Source organism: Stenotrophobium rhamnosiphilum (assembly GCF_003052265.1).
Taxonomy (GTDB): Bacteria; Pseudomonadota; Gammaproteobacteria; order Nevskiales; family Nevskiaceae; genus Stenotrophobium; species Stenotrophobium rhamnosiphilum.
On record NZ_QANS01000004.1, the window covers coordinates 1 to 15264 of the forward strand.

General features: G+C 54.0%; 14 protein-coding genes and 1 pseudogene. 7 read left to right on the forward strand and 8 right to left on the reverse strand.

What is annotated here, in order from left to right:
* Both CJD38_RS10825 and CJD38_RS10830 read right to left on the reverse strand, forming a co-directional pair.
* Positions 1-319: pseudogene (locus CJD38_RS10825) on the reverse strand (transposase); the annotation flags it as partial.
* Positions 320-478: 159 nt separating this feature from the next.
* Positions 479-1243: a YdcF family protein gene (locus CJD38_RS10830; protein WP_107940382.1), complete on the reverse strand. Its 765-nt coding sequence runs from the start codon at positions 1241-1243 to the stop codon at positions 479-481.
* A 122-nt stretch (positions 1244-1365) separates the two neighbouring features.
* On the opposite strand from CJD38_RS10830, the gene CJD38_RS10835 reads away from it, so the two are divergent.
* The 3 genes from CJD38_RS10835 to CJD38_RS10845 are packed head-to-tail and all read left to right on the forward strand — an operon-like array spanning position 1366 to position 3882.
* Positions 1366-2172, forward strand: coding sequence for a transporter substrate-binding domain-containing protein (locus CJD38_RS10835; RefSeq protein ID WP_107940383.1), 807 nt, complete (start codon positions 1366-1368; stop codon positions 2170-2172).
* Positions 2169-3134, forward strand: a complete 966-nt coding sequence (locus tag CJD38_RS10840) for an amino acid ABC transporter permease (RefSeq protein ID WP_107940384.1) — start codon at positions 2169-2171, stop codon at positions 3132-3134. The genes CJD38_RS10835 and CJD38_RS10840 overlap by 4 nt, the downstream gene beginning before the upstream one ends.
* Positions 3127-3882, forward strand: coding sequence for an amino acid ABC transporter ATP-binding protein (locus CJD38_RS10845; protein WP_107940385.1), 756 nt, complete (start codon positions 3127-3129; stop codon positions 3880-3882). Before CJD38_RS10840 ends, CJD38_RS10845 begins: the two co-directional genes overlap by 8 nt.
* Positions 3883-3890: 8 nt before the next feature.
* On the opposite strand, the gene lexA is transcribed toward CJD38_RS10845, so the two are convergent.
* The gene (gene lexA, locus CJD38_RS10850; protein ID WP_107940758.1) at positions 3891-4556 is read right to left on the reverse strand and encodes a transcriptional repressor LexA; all 666 of its coding nucleotides are present in this window, start codon (positions 4554-4556) and stop codon (positions 3891-3893) included.
* A gap of 90 nt (positions 4557-4646) precedes the next feature.
* Here lexA and CJD38_RS10855 point away from each other — a divergent pair, with 90 nt between their 5' ends.
* The gene (locus CJD38_RS10855) at positions 4647-4937 is read left to right on the forward strand and encodes a hypothetical protein (protein WP_107940386.1); all 291 of its coding nucleotides are present in this window, start codon (positions 4647-4649) and stop codon (positions 4935-4937) included.
* A 50-nt stretch (positions 4938-4987) separates the two neighbouring features.
* On the opposite strand, the gene nadB is transcribed toward CJD38_RS10855, so the two are convergent.
* Positions 4988-6580: an L-aspartate oxidase gene (nadB, locus tag CJD38_RS10860; RefSeq protein ID WP_107940387.1), complete on the reverse strand. Its 1593-nt coding sequence runs from the start codon at positions 6578-6580 to the stop codon at positions 4988-4990.
* A gap of 126 nt (positions 6581-6706) precedes the next feature.
* Here nadB and rpoE point away from each other — a divergent pair, with 126 nt between their 5' ends.
* The 3 genes from rpoE to CJD38_RS10875 all read left to right on the forward strand — a co-directional run bounded on the left by rpoE (position 6707) and on the right by CJD38_RS10875 (position 9039).
* Positions 6707-7288, forward strand: coding sequence for an RNA polymerase sigma factor RpoE (gene rpoE / locus CJD38_RS10865; RefSeq protein WP_107940388.1), 582 nt, complete (start codon positions 6707-6709; stop codon positions 7286-7288).
* Positions 7289-7381: 93 nt separating this feature from the next.
* Positions 7382-8014, forward strand: a complete 633-nt coding sequence (locus tag CJD38_RS10870) for a sigma-E factor negative regulatory protein (RefSeq protein ID WP_107940389.1) — start codon at positions 7382-7384, stop codon at positions 8012-8014.
* Positions 8014-9039, forward strand: a complete 1026-nt coding sequence (locus tag CJD38_RS10875; RefSeq protein ID WP_107940390.1) for a MucB/RseB C-terminal domain-containing protein — start codon at positions 8014-8016, stop codon at positions 9037-9039. The genes CJD38_RS10870 and CJD38_RS10875 overlap by 1 nt, the downstream gene beginning before the upstream one ends.
* A gap of 195 nt (positions 9040-9234) precedes the next feature.
* On the opposite strand, the gene gspF is transcribed toward CJD38_RS10875, so the two are convergent.
* Genes gspF through gspC form a run of 4 tightly spaced genes read right to left on the reverse strand, consistent with a single transcriptional unit; the run spans position 9235 to position 14941 of the window.
* Complete coding sequence (gspF, locus tag CJD38_RS10880) at positions 9235-10455, reverse strand: type II secretion system inner membrane protein GspF (RefSeq protein WP_107940391.1); 1221 nt, start codon at positions 10453-10455, stop codon at positions 9235-9237.
* Between the two features lie 29 nt (positions 10456-10484).
* Positions 10485-11984 carry a type II secretion system ATPase GspE gene (gene gspE / locus CJD38_RS10885; protein WP_240783597.1) on the reverse strand — a complete coding sequence of 500 codons (1500 nt, stop codon included), beginning with the start codon at positions 11982-11984 and terminating at the stop codon, positions 10485-10487.
* A gap of 6 nt (positions 11985-11990) precedes the next feature.
* Complete coding sequence (gspD, locus tag CJD38_RS10890) at positions 11991-14081, reverse strand: type II secretion system secretin GspD (RefSeq protein WP_107940392.1); 2091 nt, start codon at positions 14079-14081, stop codon at positions 11991-11993.
* A gap of 2 nt (positions 14082-14083) precedes the next feature.
* Entirely contained in the window at positions 14084-14941 is an 858-nt protein-coding gene (gspC, locus tag CJD38_RS10895; RefSeq protein ID WP_107940393.1) for a type II secretion system protein GspC, read from the reverse strand.
* Positions 14942-15264: the final 323 nt, after the last annotated feature.

A 15264-nucleotide genomic window follows, 5' to 3' on the forward strand; every position in this document is an offset into this window, starting at 1 on the left:
AATTCCTGACGATGCTCAAACATGAAGGCGTACTTCACCCGGACATCTTGGCAAAGTACGCGGCGGCTTTTTTTAGGATGTCGCGCTCTTCTTCGACTCGCTTTAACTCCGCTTTCAGACGCAGGTTCTCGCGTTCCAGATCCGCGCCAGCTTGAACCTGTGGCTGGCCTCGCGTTACCCCTTTTTTCTGGAGCCAGGTGTAGAAGGTTTTCTTAGTAACGCCCAACCGTCCTGCAACCTCGGTGATGCTGTAACCACGCTCCGTGACCTGCTTGATTGCTTCGGCCTTGAACTCGGCTGTGTATCTCTTTCCAGACATGGACTCTCCTCTCCAATTTCATATTTACCCTATCAGGTGTCTATGAAAGCGGGGGAAGTCCATTTGTTTTTTAGTTTTGTAGGTGAATGACGANTTTGTTTTTTAGTTTTGTAGGTGAATGACGACGCGGCCAATTGCTGGCTCACTTGTCCGCATTTTTTAAACGCGCCCCATCAAGCGATAGCTCACCAGCCCCACCCATTCCTTGGCCCCAGTCGTGAGCATGTCGAATTGTTGGTCGGGGGAGAACATGCCCCAGTGGTCATTGGAATAGCTGCGGTAATCGACGGGGTAGGGGATGGTTGTCCATCCTGCTTTTTCAAAACAACCCACCGAGCGCCGCATATGCCAGGCCGAGGTAATCAGCAGCCAGTTTTGTCCGGCTTGTGGCTTGGCTAGCTCCTTAGAGTAGACGGCGTTTTCATAGGTGTTGCGTGAATTTCTTTCAAAGATCACGCGGTCCGGTGACAGTCCCAAAGATGCGAAGAGCGCTTTCACTTCATCGGCCTCACGTATATCGGGGCGTAGTGGATTGCCGCTGCCGCCACTAATAATGAGACGCGCCTGAGGGTGGGCTCGCGCCAGCGCCACGAAAGTCGTGAGCCGTTCGGCTGCATCGTTCGTAACGGGGACGCCTGTTCTTTGTGTGGCTTCGGGGTCCAAAGCGCCGCCGAGAACGATGATGCCGTCTACGGGGCGGCCGTCCAGTTGGGCAGCTGGGAATTGTGCTTCCAGTGGACGTAGCGTCCATGCGCCGATGGGGGTGATCAGCAAGGCTGCCAAAAACAACGTCGCCATGGCGAGTAGGCCACGGCTCAGCGCTGGTCGTCTGCGATGCAGCGCCCATGCAATGGCGACGACTATAAACAACAAGCTACCGGGCGTAAGAATCGCCCAAACCAGTTTTGAAATGATGAAGCTCATCGGCGTTGCTTTTTAATGGAGCACAGAGCTGTAGCGTAACGTGACTGCGTGTTGATTTCAGATCGGCACATGATTTGCTTTAATGCGGCATATTCAATGCGCCCATCAAAACCGGAAAAAGCATGAAACGCTTGTTATTGGCGATGGCCATGTTGCTCTCTGTCTGCGCTGCGCAGGCAGCTGATTCGGACATGGCCGAGCGTTCTGCACTTAACGCCATTCTTAAGCGCGGCGAACTGCGCGTGGGGCTTGATGCTGGATACATGCCTTTTGAGATGCGCGATAAGAAAGGCGACATCATTGGTTTTGATATTGATCTGGCGCGACTGATGGCGCGCTATATGGGCGTCAAGCTCACGATCGTGAATACGCAGTGGGACGGCATTATTCCCGCGTTGCTCACCGATAAATTTGACGTGCTCATGGGCGGTATGACGATCACGCCTGAGCGAAATCTCAAAGTGAATTTCTGCGATCCCTATGTGTTGATCGGTCAGACCATTCTGCTGCGCCCCGGTTTGAAGGACACGATCAAGAGTTATCGCGATCTAAACGATCCGCGCTACACCATCAGCAGCAAACTCGGCACGACCGGTGATATCGCTGCACGTCGATATCTGCCGAAAGCAAAGCTCAAACAATACGAGTCTGAATCCGAAGGCGCGATGGAAGTACGTAGCGGCCGCGTTGATGGTTTTGTTTACGACCTGCCATTCAATGCGGTGTATGTCGCACAGAATCCGGACAAGGTGATTCATCTCAAGGAGCCTTTTACGCAAGAGGCTCTAGGTTGGGCGGTGCGTAAGGGCGATCCGGACATGCTCAATTGGCTGAATAACTTTTTGGCTCAGAGCAAACGTGATGGCACTTACGATGCGCTCTATAAAAAGTGGTTTGAAGGCACGGCCTGGCTGAAAAATCTCAAATGAGTTCGTCTGCAAAGAAACCCACTGATCGCGTCTCTTGGGTTTGGCACGGCGTTTATGCGTTGGTGATTCTGGCGATTGGGGCATCGTTGTACTTCGCGAGTAAGCGCATCGACTACAGCTGGCATTGGGAGCGTTTGCCGGAATACGTGATCAGCACTGAGGGTGAAGAAATTCGCGCATCGTTTGATGGCTTCGTCGAAATTTCAGAGGACGGAAAAACGCTGACGATGACGGAAATGAAAGGCTCTGGAAGAGAAACTTTCAGCGGTTTTTCACAAGTGCTGGTTGGGCAGGGCGATCTGGTTTTTCAGAATGACGTTCTCGCGCGTAAACCAGGAATACGTCCTGGACCTTTGCTGATTGGCTTGTGGCTAACGCTAAAAATATCTGCAATCTCCTTAGTCTTTGCTTTGCCGCTGGGACTCATCGCCGGTCTTGGCCGCGTTGCCAGAAATCCTGCAGCACGCAATCTTGCGACGACCTACGTCGAGATTATTCGCGGCACTCCATTGCTCGTGCAGATTTTCATTTTCTATTTCTTCATTGGCACGGTGTTGCAGCTTTCTGCATTCACTGCCGGTGTCGCGGCGCTTTCAGTATTCACTGGCGCTTATGTCGCCGAGATTGTGCGTGCGGGCATTGAAGGTGTTGCGCGTGGTCAGATGGAAGCGGCACGCAGCTTGGGCATGAGTTATCCGCAATCGATGCGCTATGTCATTCTGCCGCAGGCTCTACGTAAAACCCTGCCGCCACTGACAGGGCAGTTCATCAACTTGATCAAGGATTCTTCGCTGGTTTCAGTGATGGCACTGACCGATCTCACTAAAGCTGGACGTGAAGTGGTGAGTTCAACCTTCAGTCCTTTTGAAGTTTGGTTCTCTGTCGCCATTCTTTATTTATTGCTGACCGGTAGCCTCTCATTGTTAGTGCGACGCTTGGAAAAGAGATTGGCCCATGACTGATCGCAATCCAAAACTATTGATCGAAGCGAACGGCGTGAGCAAGCAATTCGCGAACGGCACGCAGGCGCTCAAGAATGTTTCATTGACGGTCGAGCGTGGCGAAGTGCTGTGCATCATCGGCCCCAGCGGTTCTGGTAAGTCGACCTTGCTACGCACCTTGAATGCGCTTGAAGAAATCAGCGAAGGCGATATTCAAGTTAACGGCCACAGCGTTCATAACCGCAAAGTCGATCTCAATCGCCTGCGCACACAGGTCGGCATGGTGTTTCAGCAGTTCAATTTATTTCCACACATGACCGCATTAGAGAACGTGATGCTGGCGCCGCTCAAAGTATTGAAGCAGCCCGAGGCAGAAGTCAGAGCGCGTGCGGAGCAACTGCTTGCCAAGGTGGGGCTGGCAGACAAAGCGCAGAGTCATCCCGCGCAATTATCTGGAGGGCAGCAGCAACGCGTTGCGATTGCGCGTGCCTTGGCGATGAAGCCGAGCATCATGTTGTTTGACGAACCTACCAGCGCACTGGATCCAGAAATGGTCGGCGAAGTTTTAGAGGTGATGAAAGCGCTGGCGCTGGAGGGCATGACCATGTGCGTTGTCACGCACGAAATGGGTTTTGCGCGCGCTGTTGCTCACCGTGTCCTGTTCATGGATCACGGCGAGATTGTTTATCAGGATGCGCCTGCTGCGTTCTTCGATGCGCCGCGCAATGAGCGGCTCAAGACTTTTCTGGGTCAGATTTTGAAGAATTAGGCCAAACGTTATCGCGGACGGCGGATCAAGCCTGCATACAGTCCGGCAATACGGAACTGTGCTGCTTCTTGCGAATCTTCATCCTGCTGCACCAAGTCGATCTCGATGGTTGTGTATTCGGGATCACTGTTCTCAGATTCCAAGCGAATCTTGTTGCCGCGGCGGAAGTAACGTTTCAAGGTAATGCCTTCACGACCCGAGCGTCGGTCGTAGATTGCCGCAGCAATGATCTGACCGTTGTCCGCATCCGGTTGGTAGTGAATGCCGACCAGATCGCCATCAAGAATGCCGACCTCTTTCATTGAATGCCCGGATACGCGATGCAGAAAGTCGGCACGCGGATGGAATAGCTCGGGATCGATGCGCACCGTCTCCTCGATATTCTCTTCCGCCATGATTGGCTGGCCTGCGGCGATGTTGCCGATCAACGGCAACTCATATTGATTCGTCAGCGGAGCGTCCTGTTCGACTAGCAAGCGGATGCCGCGGCTGTGCCGCATCAATTCGATATAGCCCTTGGCGGCGATGGCCTTGAGATGGCCTTCGGCGGCGTTGGGGGAGCTGAAACCGAATTCTGCGCAGATGTCGACGCGCGTCGGCGGCACGCCGCTGTCACGCAGGGTGCGCTGGATGAACTCGAGAATCTCGGTCTGGCGGTCGGTCAGGTTTTTCATAGTGATGGACATATTAGACAAATGTATGGACATACAGTAGTGTATGAACATACAGTATCACTAAGTCATCCTCCAGACGAGTCCTCAGACATGGAAAAGTTCAAGAGCGCCAAGGTACTTACAGTCGAACCTAGCTACGAAGCGATGCGCTTCTCAAAGCGGGTATCCAAAAAGCCGGCAGCGGTGCGCTGGCCGCATCGTCGTCGAGCGATGGCACTGGCCATTCATGACGATGTAGCAGAGGATATGGCTTCTGGCGTCTGGCCGGGTTTTGAGCAGTTCTGGAACGAACACGCGGTAAAGTCCGGTATCGTTCTATTCTGGGCCTGGTACGGTATTGCGAACTGGCACGCTATTGGCCAGATTCTGCATATAGTTTGAGTAGGCGGTCCGCTAAGGCATCGCGGCGTTTGATGGAGCGACGCGATGTTTTAGTGGGAAGCTGCCCGGCCCGGCAAGATAGTCGGCAAGGCCTCGGGCAATGTCTGCGGATAATCCAGTGTGAAGTGCAGGCCGCGACTTTCTTTGCGTAGCAACGCAGAGCGCACAATCAGATCGGCGACGGTCACCAAGTTACGCAACTCCACCAAGCCCGCATTGATGCGGTAGTTGCCGTAATACTCTTGAATTTCCTGCTTCAACAAATCAACGCGATGTTGTGCGCGCTCGAGACGCTTGTTCGTACGAACAATGCCAACGTAATCCCACATGAAGCGACGCAGCTCCAACCAGTTGTGTGAGACCACCACGTCTTCATCTGAGTCGGTAACGCGGCTGTCGTCCCAAGGGCGCAGTGCAACCGGTGCGGGCAGGGAAGGCAGGCGCTCATGTAAATCTGCTGCCGCTGCTTCGGCAAACGCCAAGCATTCCAGCAAAGAATTACTGGCGAGTCGGTTTGCGCCATGCAGACCCGTGCAAGTGACTTCACCGATGGCGTAGAGACCATCAACGTCTGTGCGCGAACGCAAATCGGTCATCACGCCGCCGCAGGTAAAATGCGCTGAAGGCACAACCGGAATTGGTTCGCGCGTGATGTTCAAACCTAGCTCAAGGCAGTGCGCGAAGATCGAGGGGAAGTGTGTGCGAATAAACGTTGCAGGCTTGTGCGTGATGTCGAGCAGCACATGCTGAATGCCCAGGCGTTTCATCTCATGGTCAATCGCGCGAGCGACAATATCGCGCGGTGCCAATTCACCGCGAGCATCAAAACGCGGCATGAAACGCTCGCCGCTCTCTGGCAATTTCAACACGGCGCCTTCACCGCGCAACGCTTCAGAGATCAAGAATGAGCGTTCATCCTTGTGATACAGCGTCGTTGGATGAAACTGCATGAACTCCATATTGGCGACGCGACAACCTGCGCGCCAAGCCATCGCAATGCCGTCGCCAGAAGCGCCATGCGGATTGCTGGAGTAGAGATAAACCTGATTGGCGCCGCCCGTGCACAAGGCAACTGCCTTGGCAGCAATGGCGGTGACCTGATCCGTTTCGATGTCGAGCAGATAAGCGCCGAGCACGCGCTTGTTGGCATGATCAACAATCAGATCAACCGCCACACAGTTTTCGCGCACGCGAATATTCGGATGTGATCCAGCCAATGAAGCCAATGTTGTTTCAACAGCACGACCAGTTGCGTCAGCGGCATGCACAACACGTCGATGGCTGTGACCGCCTTCGCGCGTCAGATGCAGATTGCGCCCGCGCTCGTCGCCTTCTTCTTGAGTGAAGACCACGCCTTGTTCGATCAGCCAGCGGATCGCGGCAGGGCCGCGTTCAACCGTGAAGCGCACCGCGCGCTCATCGCAAAGCCCAGCGCCAGCAACGAGGGTGTCGCTCACATGGTTTTCAAGGCTGTCATCAGCGTCGAGCACAGCGGAAATGCCGCCTTGTGCCCACAGCGTGCTGCCGCTGGCGAGCGAGCTTTTGGAGACGACCGTGACGACGTGGCCTTGTTGGGCAAGGCGCAGCGCCAGCGATAGGCCGGCGGCACCGCTGCCTAAAATGAGAACTTCGGGGTCACTCATGGGTCTCAGGACTGCTAAAATGGCGAATGTATTGATTCCGACGGCACAAACGCTACTCGTTTGGGCTGACTCTTTCGGACAAGTTTATCTGTTTTATGGCGGCTAAAGCCTCCCCTTTTGGCGCGAATGAGCGAAGAACAACAGCAACAGGTAGACGAACAGCTGGTCCAGCGTGCGCAGAAAGGTGATCAGCGCGCGTTTGAGCTATTGGTGCGTAAATACCAACACAAGATTATTCAATTGGTCGGCCGCCTCGTAGGCGACGCTGACGCGCAGGACGTTGCGCAAGAAACCTTCATCAAGGCTTACCGCGCACTCAACGGTTTCCAAGGTAATAGCGCTTTCTACACCTGGCTTTATCGCATTGGCATCAACACAGCGAAGAATCATTTGGTGGCACGCGGTCGTCGTCCGTCGACGCAAGATATCGACGTGCAGGATGCCGAAATGTTTGGCCACACCGAACAGATGAGCGATATCGATACGCCCGAAGCTCAGTTGCTTACTGAAGAGATCAAAACCACTGTCGAAGCGGCGATTGCCAAGCTGCCGCCTGATCTTCGTCAGGCCATTACCTTGCGCGAGCTGGAAGGCCTGTCTTACGAAGAAATTGCAGAAATGATGGATTGCCCGATCGGCACCGTCCGCTCACGTATTTTCCGTGCGCGCGAAGCGATCGATTTAGTTCTTAAACCACTGCTCAATTGATATGAATTCTCATCTCTTGGCTCTTTACATAGCGTGTGGGAACTTTCCTACTTTCTGGCGGTTTAGCTTGTATCAATCGTTGAGGTCTGCCTGATGTCATACGAAAAGCTCTCTGCACTTCTGGACGGCGAATGTAGCGCCGAGGAATTGGATCGACTGCTGGCTGACCTTGATCAGTCTCCCGCGCTCAAAGCCCAATGGAGCCGCATGTGCCTGGCACGTGAAGGCGTCGAAGGCACCCGCATCCGTAAAGGTCAGCCCTGCATCGTTGCTGGAGTGATGGCGGGTCTGGACAAAACGCCTGCTGAACTGGCCAAGCCCAATGTGGTTGAACTGCGCCGTCCACGATCGATGATCGTCAAACAGGTGGCGGGCTGGGCGGTTGCTGCATCGGTCGCTACGGTGGCCATGCTGGTTGGCGTGAACAGCGGCAACCATCAGGAGCAGGGCGCTGACTTCACGGCTTCAACCGTGCAAACCACCTTGCCGGTTACCGAGCCTGTTTCATACCCGGTTGTAGTGCCGCGCCAAGCTCGCAATCTGCAGAGCGTTGCGCTGCGCACGCCAGCTGAGCAGCAGTGGCAGGATGCCGGCGACGACCTCGATAATTATTTAATCGAACACAACACCAGCATTGCCAGTCAGGGCATGGGCATGGGCGGTACGCTGCGCGCGGCGCGCTTTGCAGCCCACTCGGCCACCTATCATCCTGAAGGTCAGCCTTGATGAGTGCTAGAGCGCTCCTTGGAGTTCTAACGCTTGTAGTTGCGCCTTCAGCCTTTGCTGATAGCGAAGCAACGGATTGGTTGGCAAAGATGAGTGATGCGTCGCGCACTGCAACGTATCAGGGTGTCGTGGTTTATCGGGGCAGCGATGTACTCGATACCTTCCGCGTCATCCACCGTAATCTCGACGGCAAGGAGTTGGAGCGTGTGACTTCGCTCAATGGCGAGACACGAGACATTCTCAAGGAGAACGACAAGGTCATCTGCCTGTTCCCGAATGATCGTCGCATGTCAGTTAATCGACCCACTCCGAAGGGTTTGTTCCCAACGATGAACCCGGCCCATCTCAAGCAGATTGGCCAGCTGTATCAGTTCAATGATCTCGGTAGTGCCCGTATAGCAGGCCGCGTTTCTCACGGCATCGCCGTGATCCCGCGCGATAAATTCCGTTACGGCTATCAGATTTGGGCAGACGCTCAAACCTTGGTCCCGCTCAAGGTCAATATGATTGGCCAGAACGGCGTCACTCTTGAACAGATGATGTTCACCGAGGTCGATTTTCCAGCTGTGATTCCGGACGTCGCGTTCCAGATGCCGATGTCCATGGATATCGGCAAACCAAACTTGCAAGCTGCGGCGCCACCACCACCGCCTTCTGCACCCGCTTTATTGCAAGCATTACCGCCACCACCATCAGCAACTGCGGCTTGGGTGCTGGACCAATTGCCACCGGGTTTCCGAGTCACGCTGCGCGAAGTGCGCGAGCTGCCGGGTATGCGTGGTTCGGTTGAACACTTGTTGGTTTCAGATGGCCTCACGGTGATTTCGGTGTTCTCTTCAGAACGTCCGCAACCGAACAAGGCACTCAACGGCGTTTCAAAAATTGGCGCAGTAAATGCCTATGGCCGCATGGTCGGCACTTTCCATATCACCGTGGTGGGTGAGGCACCGGCAGAAACGGTCAAGATGATTGGCGACAATCTCAAACAGGCAAACGTCACCAAGGCGCTCGACGGAAAGCCCTGATCTATTTCGATCACATAAAAAAGCCGGACTTAGTGCCCGGCTTTTTTATGTGCGCTGCATTTTTATTTGACTAGCTGATTGAGGTCGAAAATGGGGTGAGCATTCATGTTTGCGAAGCACTGCTTCGCATGAATGTGAACGCACGGCCATGGATGGCCGGGCAGGGGCACAGCGCCATGGATGGCTAAACCGCGCTTACTTGACGAGTTGGTTGAGATCGAAGATCGGCAGAAGAATCGCGAGCACGATCAGCAGTACAACGCCGCCCATCGTCAGAATCAGGATAGGCTCAAACACGCCCATTAATGCGGCGACTAGTGTTTCCACTTCGCGTTCTTGATTTTCGGCGGCGCGATCCAGCATGTCATCGAGCTTGCCTGATGATTCGCCACTGGAAATGAGATGCACCGTAATTGGTGGGAATAATTTGCTGGCGCCTAGAGAGCGGCTCAATGGCGCGCCTTCGCGCACTTTGGCTGCAGCTTCTTCAATCGCATCACGCATGGGCAGATTGGTGACGACTTGAGTGCCGATACGCATCGCATCAAGAATCGGCACGCCGCTGCCAAACAAGATGCCGAGCGTGCGCGTGAAGCGACCGGTGTTAGCGCCGCGGGTTAAACGACCTATCAGTGGTAAGCGCAACTGGATGGCGTGCACGCGGCGTTTAAATAGTTCGTTACGCAACATGCGGACGAATATGAAACCACCAGCGCCCATCAGGATCAGTAGATAGATACCCCAATCACGCAGAAAATCTGAGATCGCGATCAAGCCGCGCGTCAGAATCGGCAGCTCAGCATCAATGTCTTGGAATACCTGTACGACCTGCGGCACAACGTATGTGAGCAGGGCAGTGACCACGCCGATAGCAACAACGGTGAGGATGATCGGGTAGAACGCTGCCAGCATCATCTTCGACTGCATCACTTGGCGACGCTCAACATAGTCGGCCAAGCGTTCAAGAATGTGATCGAGTTTGCCCGATTGCTCACCAGCTTCGATGGTTGCGCGGAACAGCGGCGGAAATACATTCGGAAACTGATTAAGCGAATTGGCGAGTGTGTTGCCTTCAATAACGCCAGCGCGAATTCCTAGGGCAATACGCTTAATGCGCTTGGTTTCGCTTTGATCAGCAACAGCGGTTAAAGCTTCATCGAGTGGCAGACCAGAGCGACTTAGCGTTGCGAGCTGACGTGTGAACAGTGATAGCTCGGTAGCGGAGATGCCGCCACCACCACGCTGGAACAAATTGCTTTGCGCGATCTTGTTGCCTTCAGCAACTTCGGAAATCTCAAGCGGCGAGAGTCCGCGATCACGCAACAACTGACGCGCTTGGCGCGGAGTGTCGGCTTCAATCAGGCCTTTTTCTTGGCGGCCTTTGCTATTGAGTGCGGTGTATTCGTAGGCAGCCATGAGTTGGCGAGCAGCGGGTTAAGCCGCGCTCACTCCTCCATCGTCACGCGCAATACTTCGCGCAGTGTGGTTTCGCCGGAGATCACTTTGTTGCGACCAGACTGCAAAATGCCAGGGCCTTTTTCGCGAGCATAAGCTTCCATCGTTTGTTCGCTGGCGCCGTCGTGGATCATGGTTTCAAACTGACGATCGACTTCGATGATTTCATGAATGCCGCTACGGCCGAGATAACCGGTGTGGCGGCAAGCTGGGCAACCGACGGCTTTATGCAGCGTCAGTTTTTCTTTCGTGCTGACGCTGAGTTGTTCTTTTTCTGCGATGCTGGCTTCGTAGGGTTCTTTGCAGTTTTTGCAAAGCGTACGTACGAGACGTTGCGCCATCAGGCCAATCAATGACGACGACAGCTGATAGGGCTCAACGCCCATATCGCGCAAACGCGTGATCGCACCAACGGCAGTGTTGGTATGCAGCGTCGAGAGTACGAGGTGACCCGTTTGTGAAGCCTGCACAGCAATCTGTGCGGTTTCGAGGTCGCGAATTTCGCCGATCATCACCACGTCAGGATCTTGACGAAGAATTGCACGCAGCCCGCGTGCAAAAGTCATGTTCACTTTGGTATTGACCTGCGTTTGACCCACGCCGTCAATGTAGTACTCGATTGGATCTTCCACCGTCATGATGTTGCGGCTGTGGTCGTTGAGAACGCTCAGTGCCGAATACAGTGTGGTGGTTTTACCGGAACCGGTCGGGCCGGTGACCAGCATGATGCCGTAAGGCTTGTGAATGATGCGACGCAGAACTTCAACCTGATCTGCGGCGATGCCGAGTTGTTCAAGATCCAGTTTGTCAGCTTGTTTATCTAGAATACGCATCACGACGCGTTCTTGATGCTGGCCGGTTGGAATCGTTGAGACACGCACGTCGACTTTGCGACCACCGAATGCGCGGCTGATACGCCCATCTTGCGGCAAACGCTTTTCAGCAATGTCGAGCTTGGCCATTACCTTGATGCGTGAGACCAAGCGCGGGGCGAGGGCGCGAGGTGGTGCGATGATTTCTCGCAGCACACCGTCAACACGGAAGCGCACCTGAAAGCGATTTTCAAAGCTTTCAATGTGAATATCGGATGCGTTTTCTTTGATCGCTTCAACGAGCAAGCCGTTGATCAGTCGAATGACGGGTGCATCGTCATTCGACTCCAGAAGATCCTGAGTTTCGCTGAGTGCTTGAGCGAGTGAATCCAGATCGGCTTCTTCTTCGTCGAGACCATGCATGAGGCCAGCGGCAGCGCCGGTTTGGCCTTCATAAACGCGCTGGAGTAGCGCATCGAATTCTTGCGGCGTGACTTTCTGCAGGCGCAGCGGGCGGCCCACAAAGCGGCGTGCTTCTTGAATCGCTTCAATGGTGGTGCCAGGTCGCGCAACAGCGAGAACATGATCGCCACGATCTTCGCTAACGATCAGGCCATGACGTTTAGCGAAAGCAAAAGAGGGACGGCGCAGGCTTGCGTCCATATGCGTTGCAGTCATCGTGAATTACGGCTGCGCGGCATCAGGCGCTGCAGGAGCCGTTACTTCAGGCGCTGGAGCCGCTTGTACCTGAGGCGCAGCTGCAGCTGGAGTCGGTGCTGGCGCCGGCGCATCAACAACAGGTGGCATGCTCTTCAGATAATTATCGAAGCTTTCCATGACCGGACGCTGTCCGCCAATCAGCGGTACGGCGCCGCCAACGTTGGCATTAATTTGTGCTTCGCGAACGGCATCATATTTACGACGCGTGTAGTAATCGCCATCGGTCCGCTTGCGCAGGATCGAAGGGCGAATGAACAGCATCAAGTTCTGCTTGGTTTTGCTAACCGAGCGATATTGGAAAAGGCTGCCAATGAATGGAATGGAACTGAGCAGCGGCACGCCACTCTTGCTGTCCGTAATCTGATCTTGAATCAAACCACCGATCACCAAAATCTGACCGTTTTCGACGCCGACAGTATTGGTCAGCGTGCGCTTGTTGGTAATCAGGTTTGAACTTCCGGCAGTACCGCTGGCGATGCCGGAAACTTCAAGATTGAGTTTCAGCTTTACGCGATTGTCAGCGTTGATCTGCGGCGTAACGCCCAGCGTCAGGCCCACGTCTTTGCGCTCAATGGTCTGGAACGGATTAACTGAACCGTTGGATGAGTTCGAGCCCGTATTAGAAAACGAACCGCTAAGAAACGGCACTTCTTGTCCGGCAGAAAACTTTGCTTCCTGATTATCCATCGTCACCAAAGTCGGTGTGGACAATACGTTGGTGTCGCCGTCGTTCTTCAGTGCTTTGATCAGCAGCGCCAAGCTGGTGCCACCGGAGCTGAGAACGCCGCCGCCGATGTTGATGCCCTGGCCAATCAAACCGAGATATGCAGAATCACTGCCAGAGGTTACAGCGGTGCTGAGTGCAGTCAGCGTATCTGGATTGAGAATACTCGCCGCTGCAATGCGATTCTGATTGAACACGGCCCAATCGACGCCCAATTGGCTGGCTTTGTTAGCGCTGACTTCAGCAATGACTGCTTCAACCAAAATTTGCGCGCGTTCAATATCGAGTTGCGAAATGACATCGCGAATCTGACGCATCATCTTTGGTGCAGCGGTGATGACGAGCGCGTTGGAATCTTTTTCTGCCAGTACTTTGACGCCTTCAGTGCCACCGCCGCCGCTGGACGAGGAAACCGGTGCTGAAGTTGCAGCAGAACTGGCGCTGCTGCTGGATGAGCTGGTGCTGCTCTTGGAGGCTTGCTGTGCATAGCCCTGCAAGATTGGCGCAAGGCTATCTGCGCTGGCGTAGCGCAAGTAGACCACTTGCGTTGAACCGCCTTCGGTTGGCGTTGCATCCAACTTGGTAATGATCGAAAGCATTTTCTGACGATCAGATTTTTCGCCGCCAAGCAGAACGCTGTTGGTGCGTTCATCAGCAATCACGGCCGGTGCACGCGAGCCGGGGTCGGCTTGCTTGTCTTGCTGTGTCAGAGAGGTGAGGGTGCGCACCACTTCAGGGGCGCTTGCGTTGACGAGGCGTACGACTTCAATTTCGCGGTCGCCGGTTTGATCCATCTGCTTGATCAACTGCTCGATGCGCACAACATTCGCAGCGCGATCAGAGATGATCAGCATATTGCTCGATGGATACGCGGCGAGATGTCCCCACTGCGGAATCAATGGACGCAGAATCGGTACGAGCTGAGCAGCAGAAATATTTTCAACTTGATAAACGTGAGTTACGACGCCATCAATTGGCAAGCCAGAGCCGCTGGCGTTGGGCACGCCACCGTCGGTACGCGCATTGGTTTCTGGAACGATCTTGATCGCTTGTCCTGCGGGTACTGCTGCAAAACCTTGTACCTGCAATACCGCCAAGAAAGTTGCATACACGCCAGCTGGTGACATCGGGCGTGAAGACACGACCGTGACTTTGCCTTTAACGCGCGGGTCAACGATGAAATTTTTGCCGGTGACTTCACTCACCGTGGCGATCAGCGAATTGATATCCGCATCTTTCAGGTTGAGAGTGACCGCAGCGGCAGCGGGATACGCCACCGCCAGCAACATGATTGCCGCAAAGAAACTTTTAACGCGGAGCATGGATGCCATATTTAGTTGAATGAGACGTTAAGGGTTTGAGGTTGACCACCGCGGTCAATGACGATGCTGACACTGCCCGCTTTGCTCAGATCAGTGAGCATCTGCATGGCTTTCTGAGTGTCGTCTAACTGAATGCCGTTGATCGAAGTGATCAAGTCGCCAGGACGCAAGCCTGCGTTATTGAACAGCGCTTGATTCTGGCCGGGATAAACGCGATAGCCTTTCATGCGGCCACCGACATTGACGGGTTGTACGCGAATGTATTCAGCCGCTTTGTTGGGATCTGCGAGCAGCTCTTGTCGCACTTGCGACAATTGGCCGCCGCCCAGACCTTCGCTTGATGCGCCGCCGGTAAATTCAGCGCCGGGCTTATCTTTATCTAAACGCAGCGTTTCAAGCTGGCCATTACGTGACAGCACGACGCGATCGGCAAAAATAGCTTGCAGATTGACGCCATCAACAATGTCTTGGCCGATGGAATACGGTTTTTCATCGCCACTGGGTTGGCCAATCAATGCACGTGACTCTTTATCGGTTGTGCCGGCAAAAATTCCGAGCAGGGTGAGATTGAGTTGCGTGTCGGGCGCAGCGTCCAGATTTGAGGCTTGCGGTTGATAAAGCCCGAACAGTCGTGCGCTCAGAATGAGGTCGAGTTTTGGAGCGTTGCTTTGCGTATTTGCCGTGGTTTGTACGGCAGCAGGGCGCCAACGTGCGGATTCGGGTGTTGGCACTAATGACCAGATCAAACGTGCTGCCGCAATCGCGATGGCAATCAAAAGTAAAACTTGTGCGGCTGGAATGAGCCACCGGACATGGCGCTCATAGCCATGCGACAGGGTTTTTCCAAGTTGATCTGGGATTGTCAGCATGGCCGCATCATAACCGGTCTAAACCCTGAAAACAGCAATAAAAATGTGAGTTGTGCGGGGCTTATGCGCGCAAGAATTGAAGCTGTTTTATCAGTCATCCGTGCATTGCAGCCGCTAAAGTTTTGCAATTTAAGGCGGTGAATTTGAAGTGAGAGCGAATTTCATCGGCTGAAAGCAAAATCGTTGAGGATTATCAGGGTATTCACTGACTACTTTGTGACACTTAAGTTGCTTGCACTTGAGTTAAGTCGGATGAATGCTGCTTTGACGTCTGCACGATGTTATTTAAGATTATAGTCCGACAGTTATTGCAAATAAAATAT

What these genes read in the sequence shown, in the direction of transcription:
- nadB (WP_107940387.1), bottom strand. Translation starts at nt 6,580, where the DNA reads ATGAGTGACCCCGAAGTTCTCATTTTAGGCAGCGGTGCCGCCGGCCTA.
- gspF (WP_107940391.1), bottom strand. Translation starts at nt 10,455, where the DNA reads ATGGCTGCCTACGAATACACCGCACTCAATAGCAAAGGCCGCCAAGAA.
- gspC (WP_107940393.1), bottom strand. Translation starts at nt 14,941, where the DNA reads ATGCTGACAATCCCAGATCAACTTGGAAAAACCCTGTCGCATGGCTAT.
- CJD38_RS10835 (WP_107940383.1), top strand. Translation starts at nt 1,366, where the DNA reads ATGAAACGCTTGTTATTGGCGATGGCCATGTTGCTCTCTGTCTGCGCT.
- CJD38_RS10875 (WP_107940390.1), top strand. Translation starts at nt 8,014, where the DNA reads ATGAGTGCTAGAGCGCTCCTTGGAGTTCTAACGCTTGTAGTTGCGCCT.
- CJD38_RS10870 (WP_107940389.1), top strand. Translation starts at nt 7,382, where the DNA reads ATGTCATACGAAAAGCTCTCTGCACTTCTGGACGGCGAATGTAGCGCC.
- CJD38_RS10840 (WP_107940384.1), top strand. Translation starts at nt 2,169, where the DNA reads ATGAGTTCGTCTGCAAAGAAACCCACTGATCGCGTCTCTTGGGTTTGG.
- gspE (WP_240783597.1), bottom strand. Translation starts at nt 11,984, where the DNA reads ATGACTGCAACGCATATGGACGCAAGCCTGCGCCGTCCCTCTTTTGCT.
- CJD38_RS10830 (WP_107940382.1), bottom strand. Translation starts at nt 1,243, where the DNA reads ATGAGCTTCATCATTTCAAAACTGGTTTGGGCGATTCTTACGCCCGGT.
- lexA (WP_107940758.1), bottom strand. Translation starts at nt 4,556, where the DNA reads ATGAAAAACCTGACCGACCGCCAGACCGAGATTCTCGAGTTCATCCAG.
- CJD38_RS10845 (WP_107940385.1), top strand. Translation starts at nt 3,127, where the DNA reads ATGACTGATCGCAATCCAAAACTATTGATCGAAGCGAACGGCGTGAGC.
- gspD (WP_107940392.1), bottom strand. Translation starts at nt 14,081, where the DNA reads ATGGCATCCATGCTCCGCGTTAAAAGTTTCTTTGCGGCAATCATGTTG.
- rpoE (WP_107940388.1), top strand. Translation starts at nt 6,707, where the DNA reads ATGAGCGAAGAACAACAGCAACAGGTAGACGAACAGCTGGTCCAGCGT.
- CJD38_RS10855 (WP_107940386.1), top strand. Translation starts at nt 4,647, where the DNA reads ATGGAAAAGTTCAAGAGCGCCAAGGTACTTACAGTCGAACCTAGCTAC.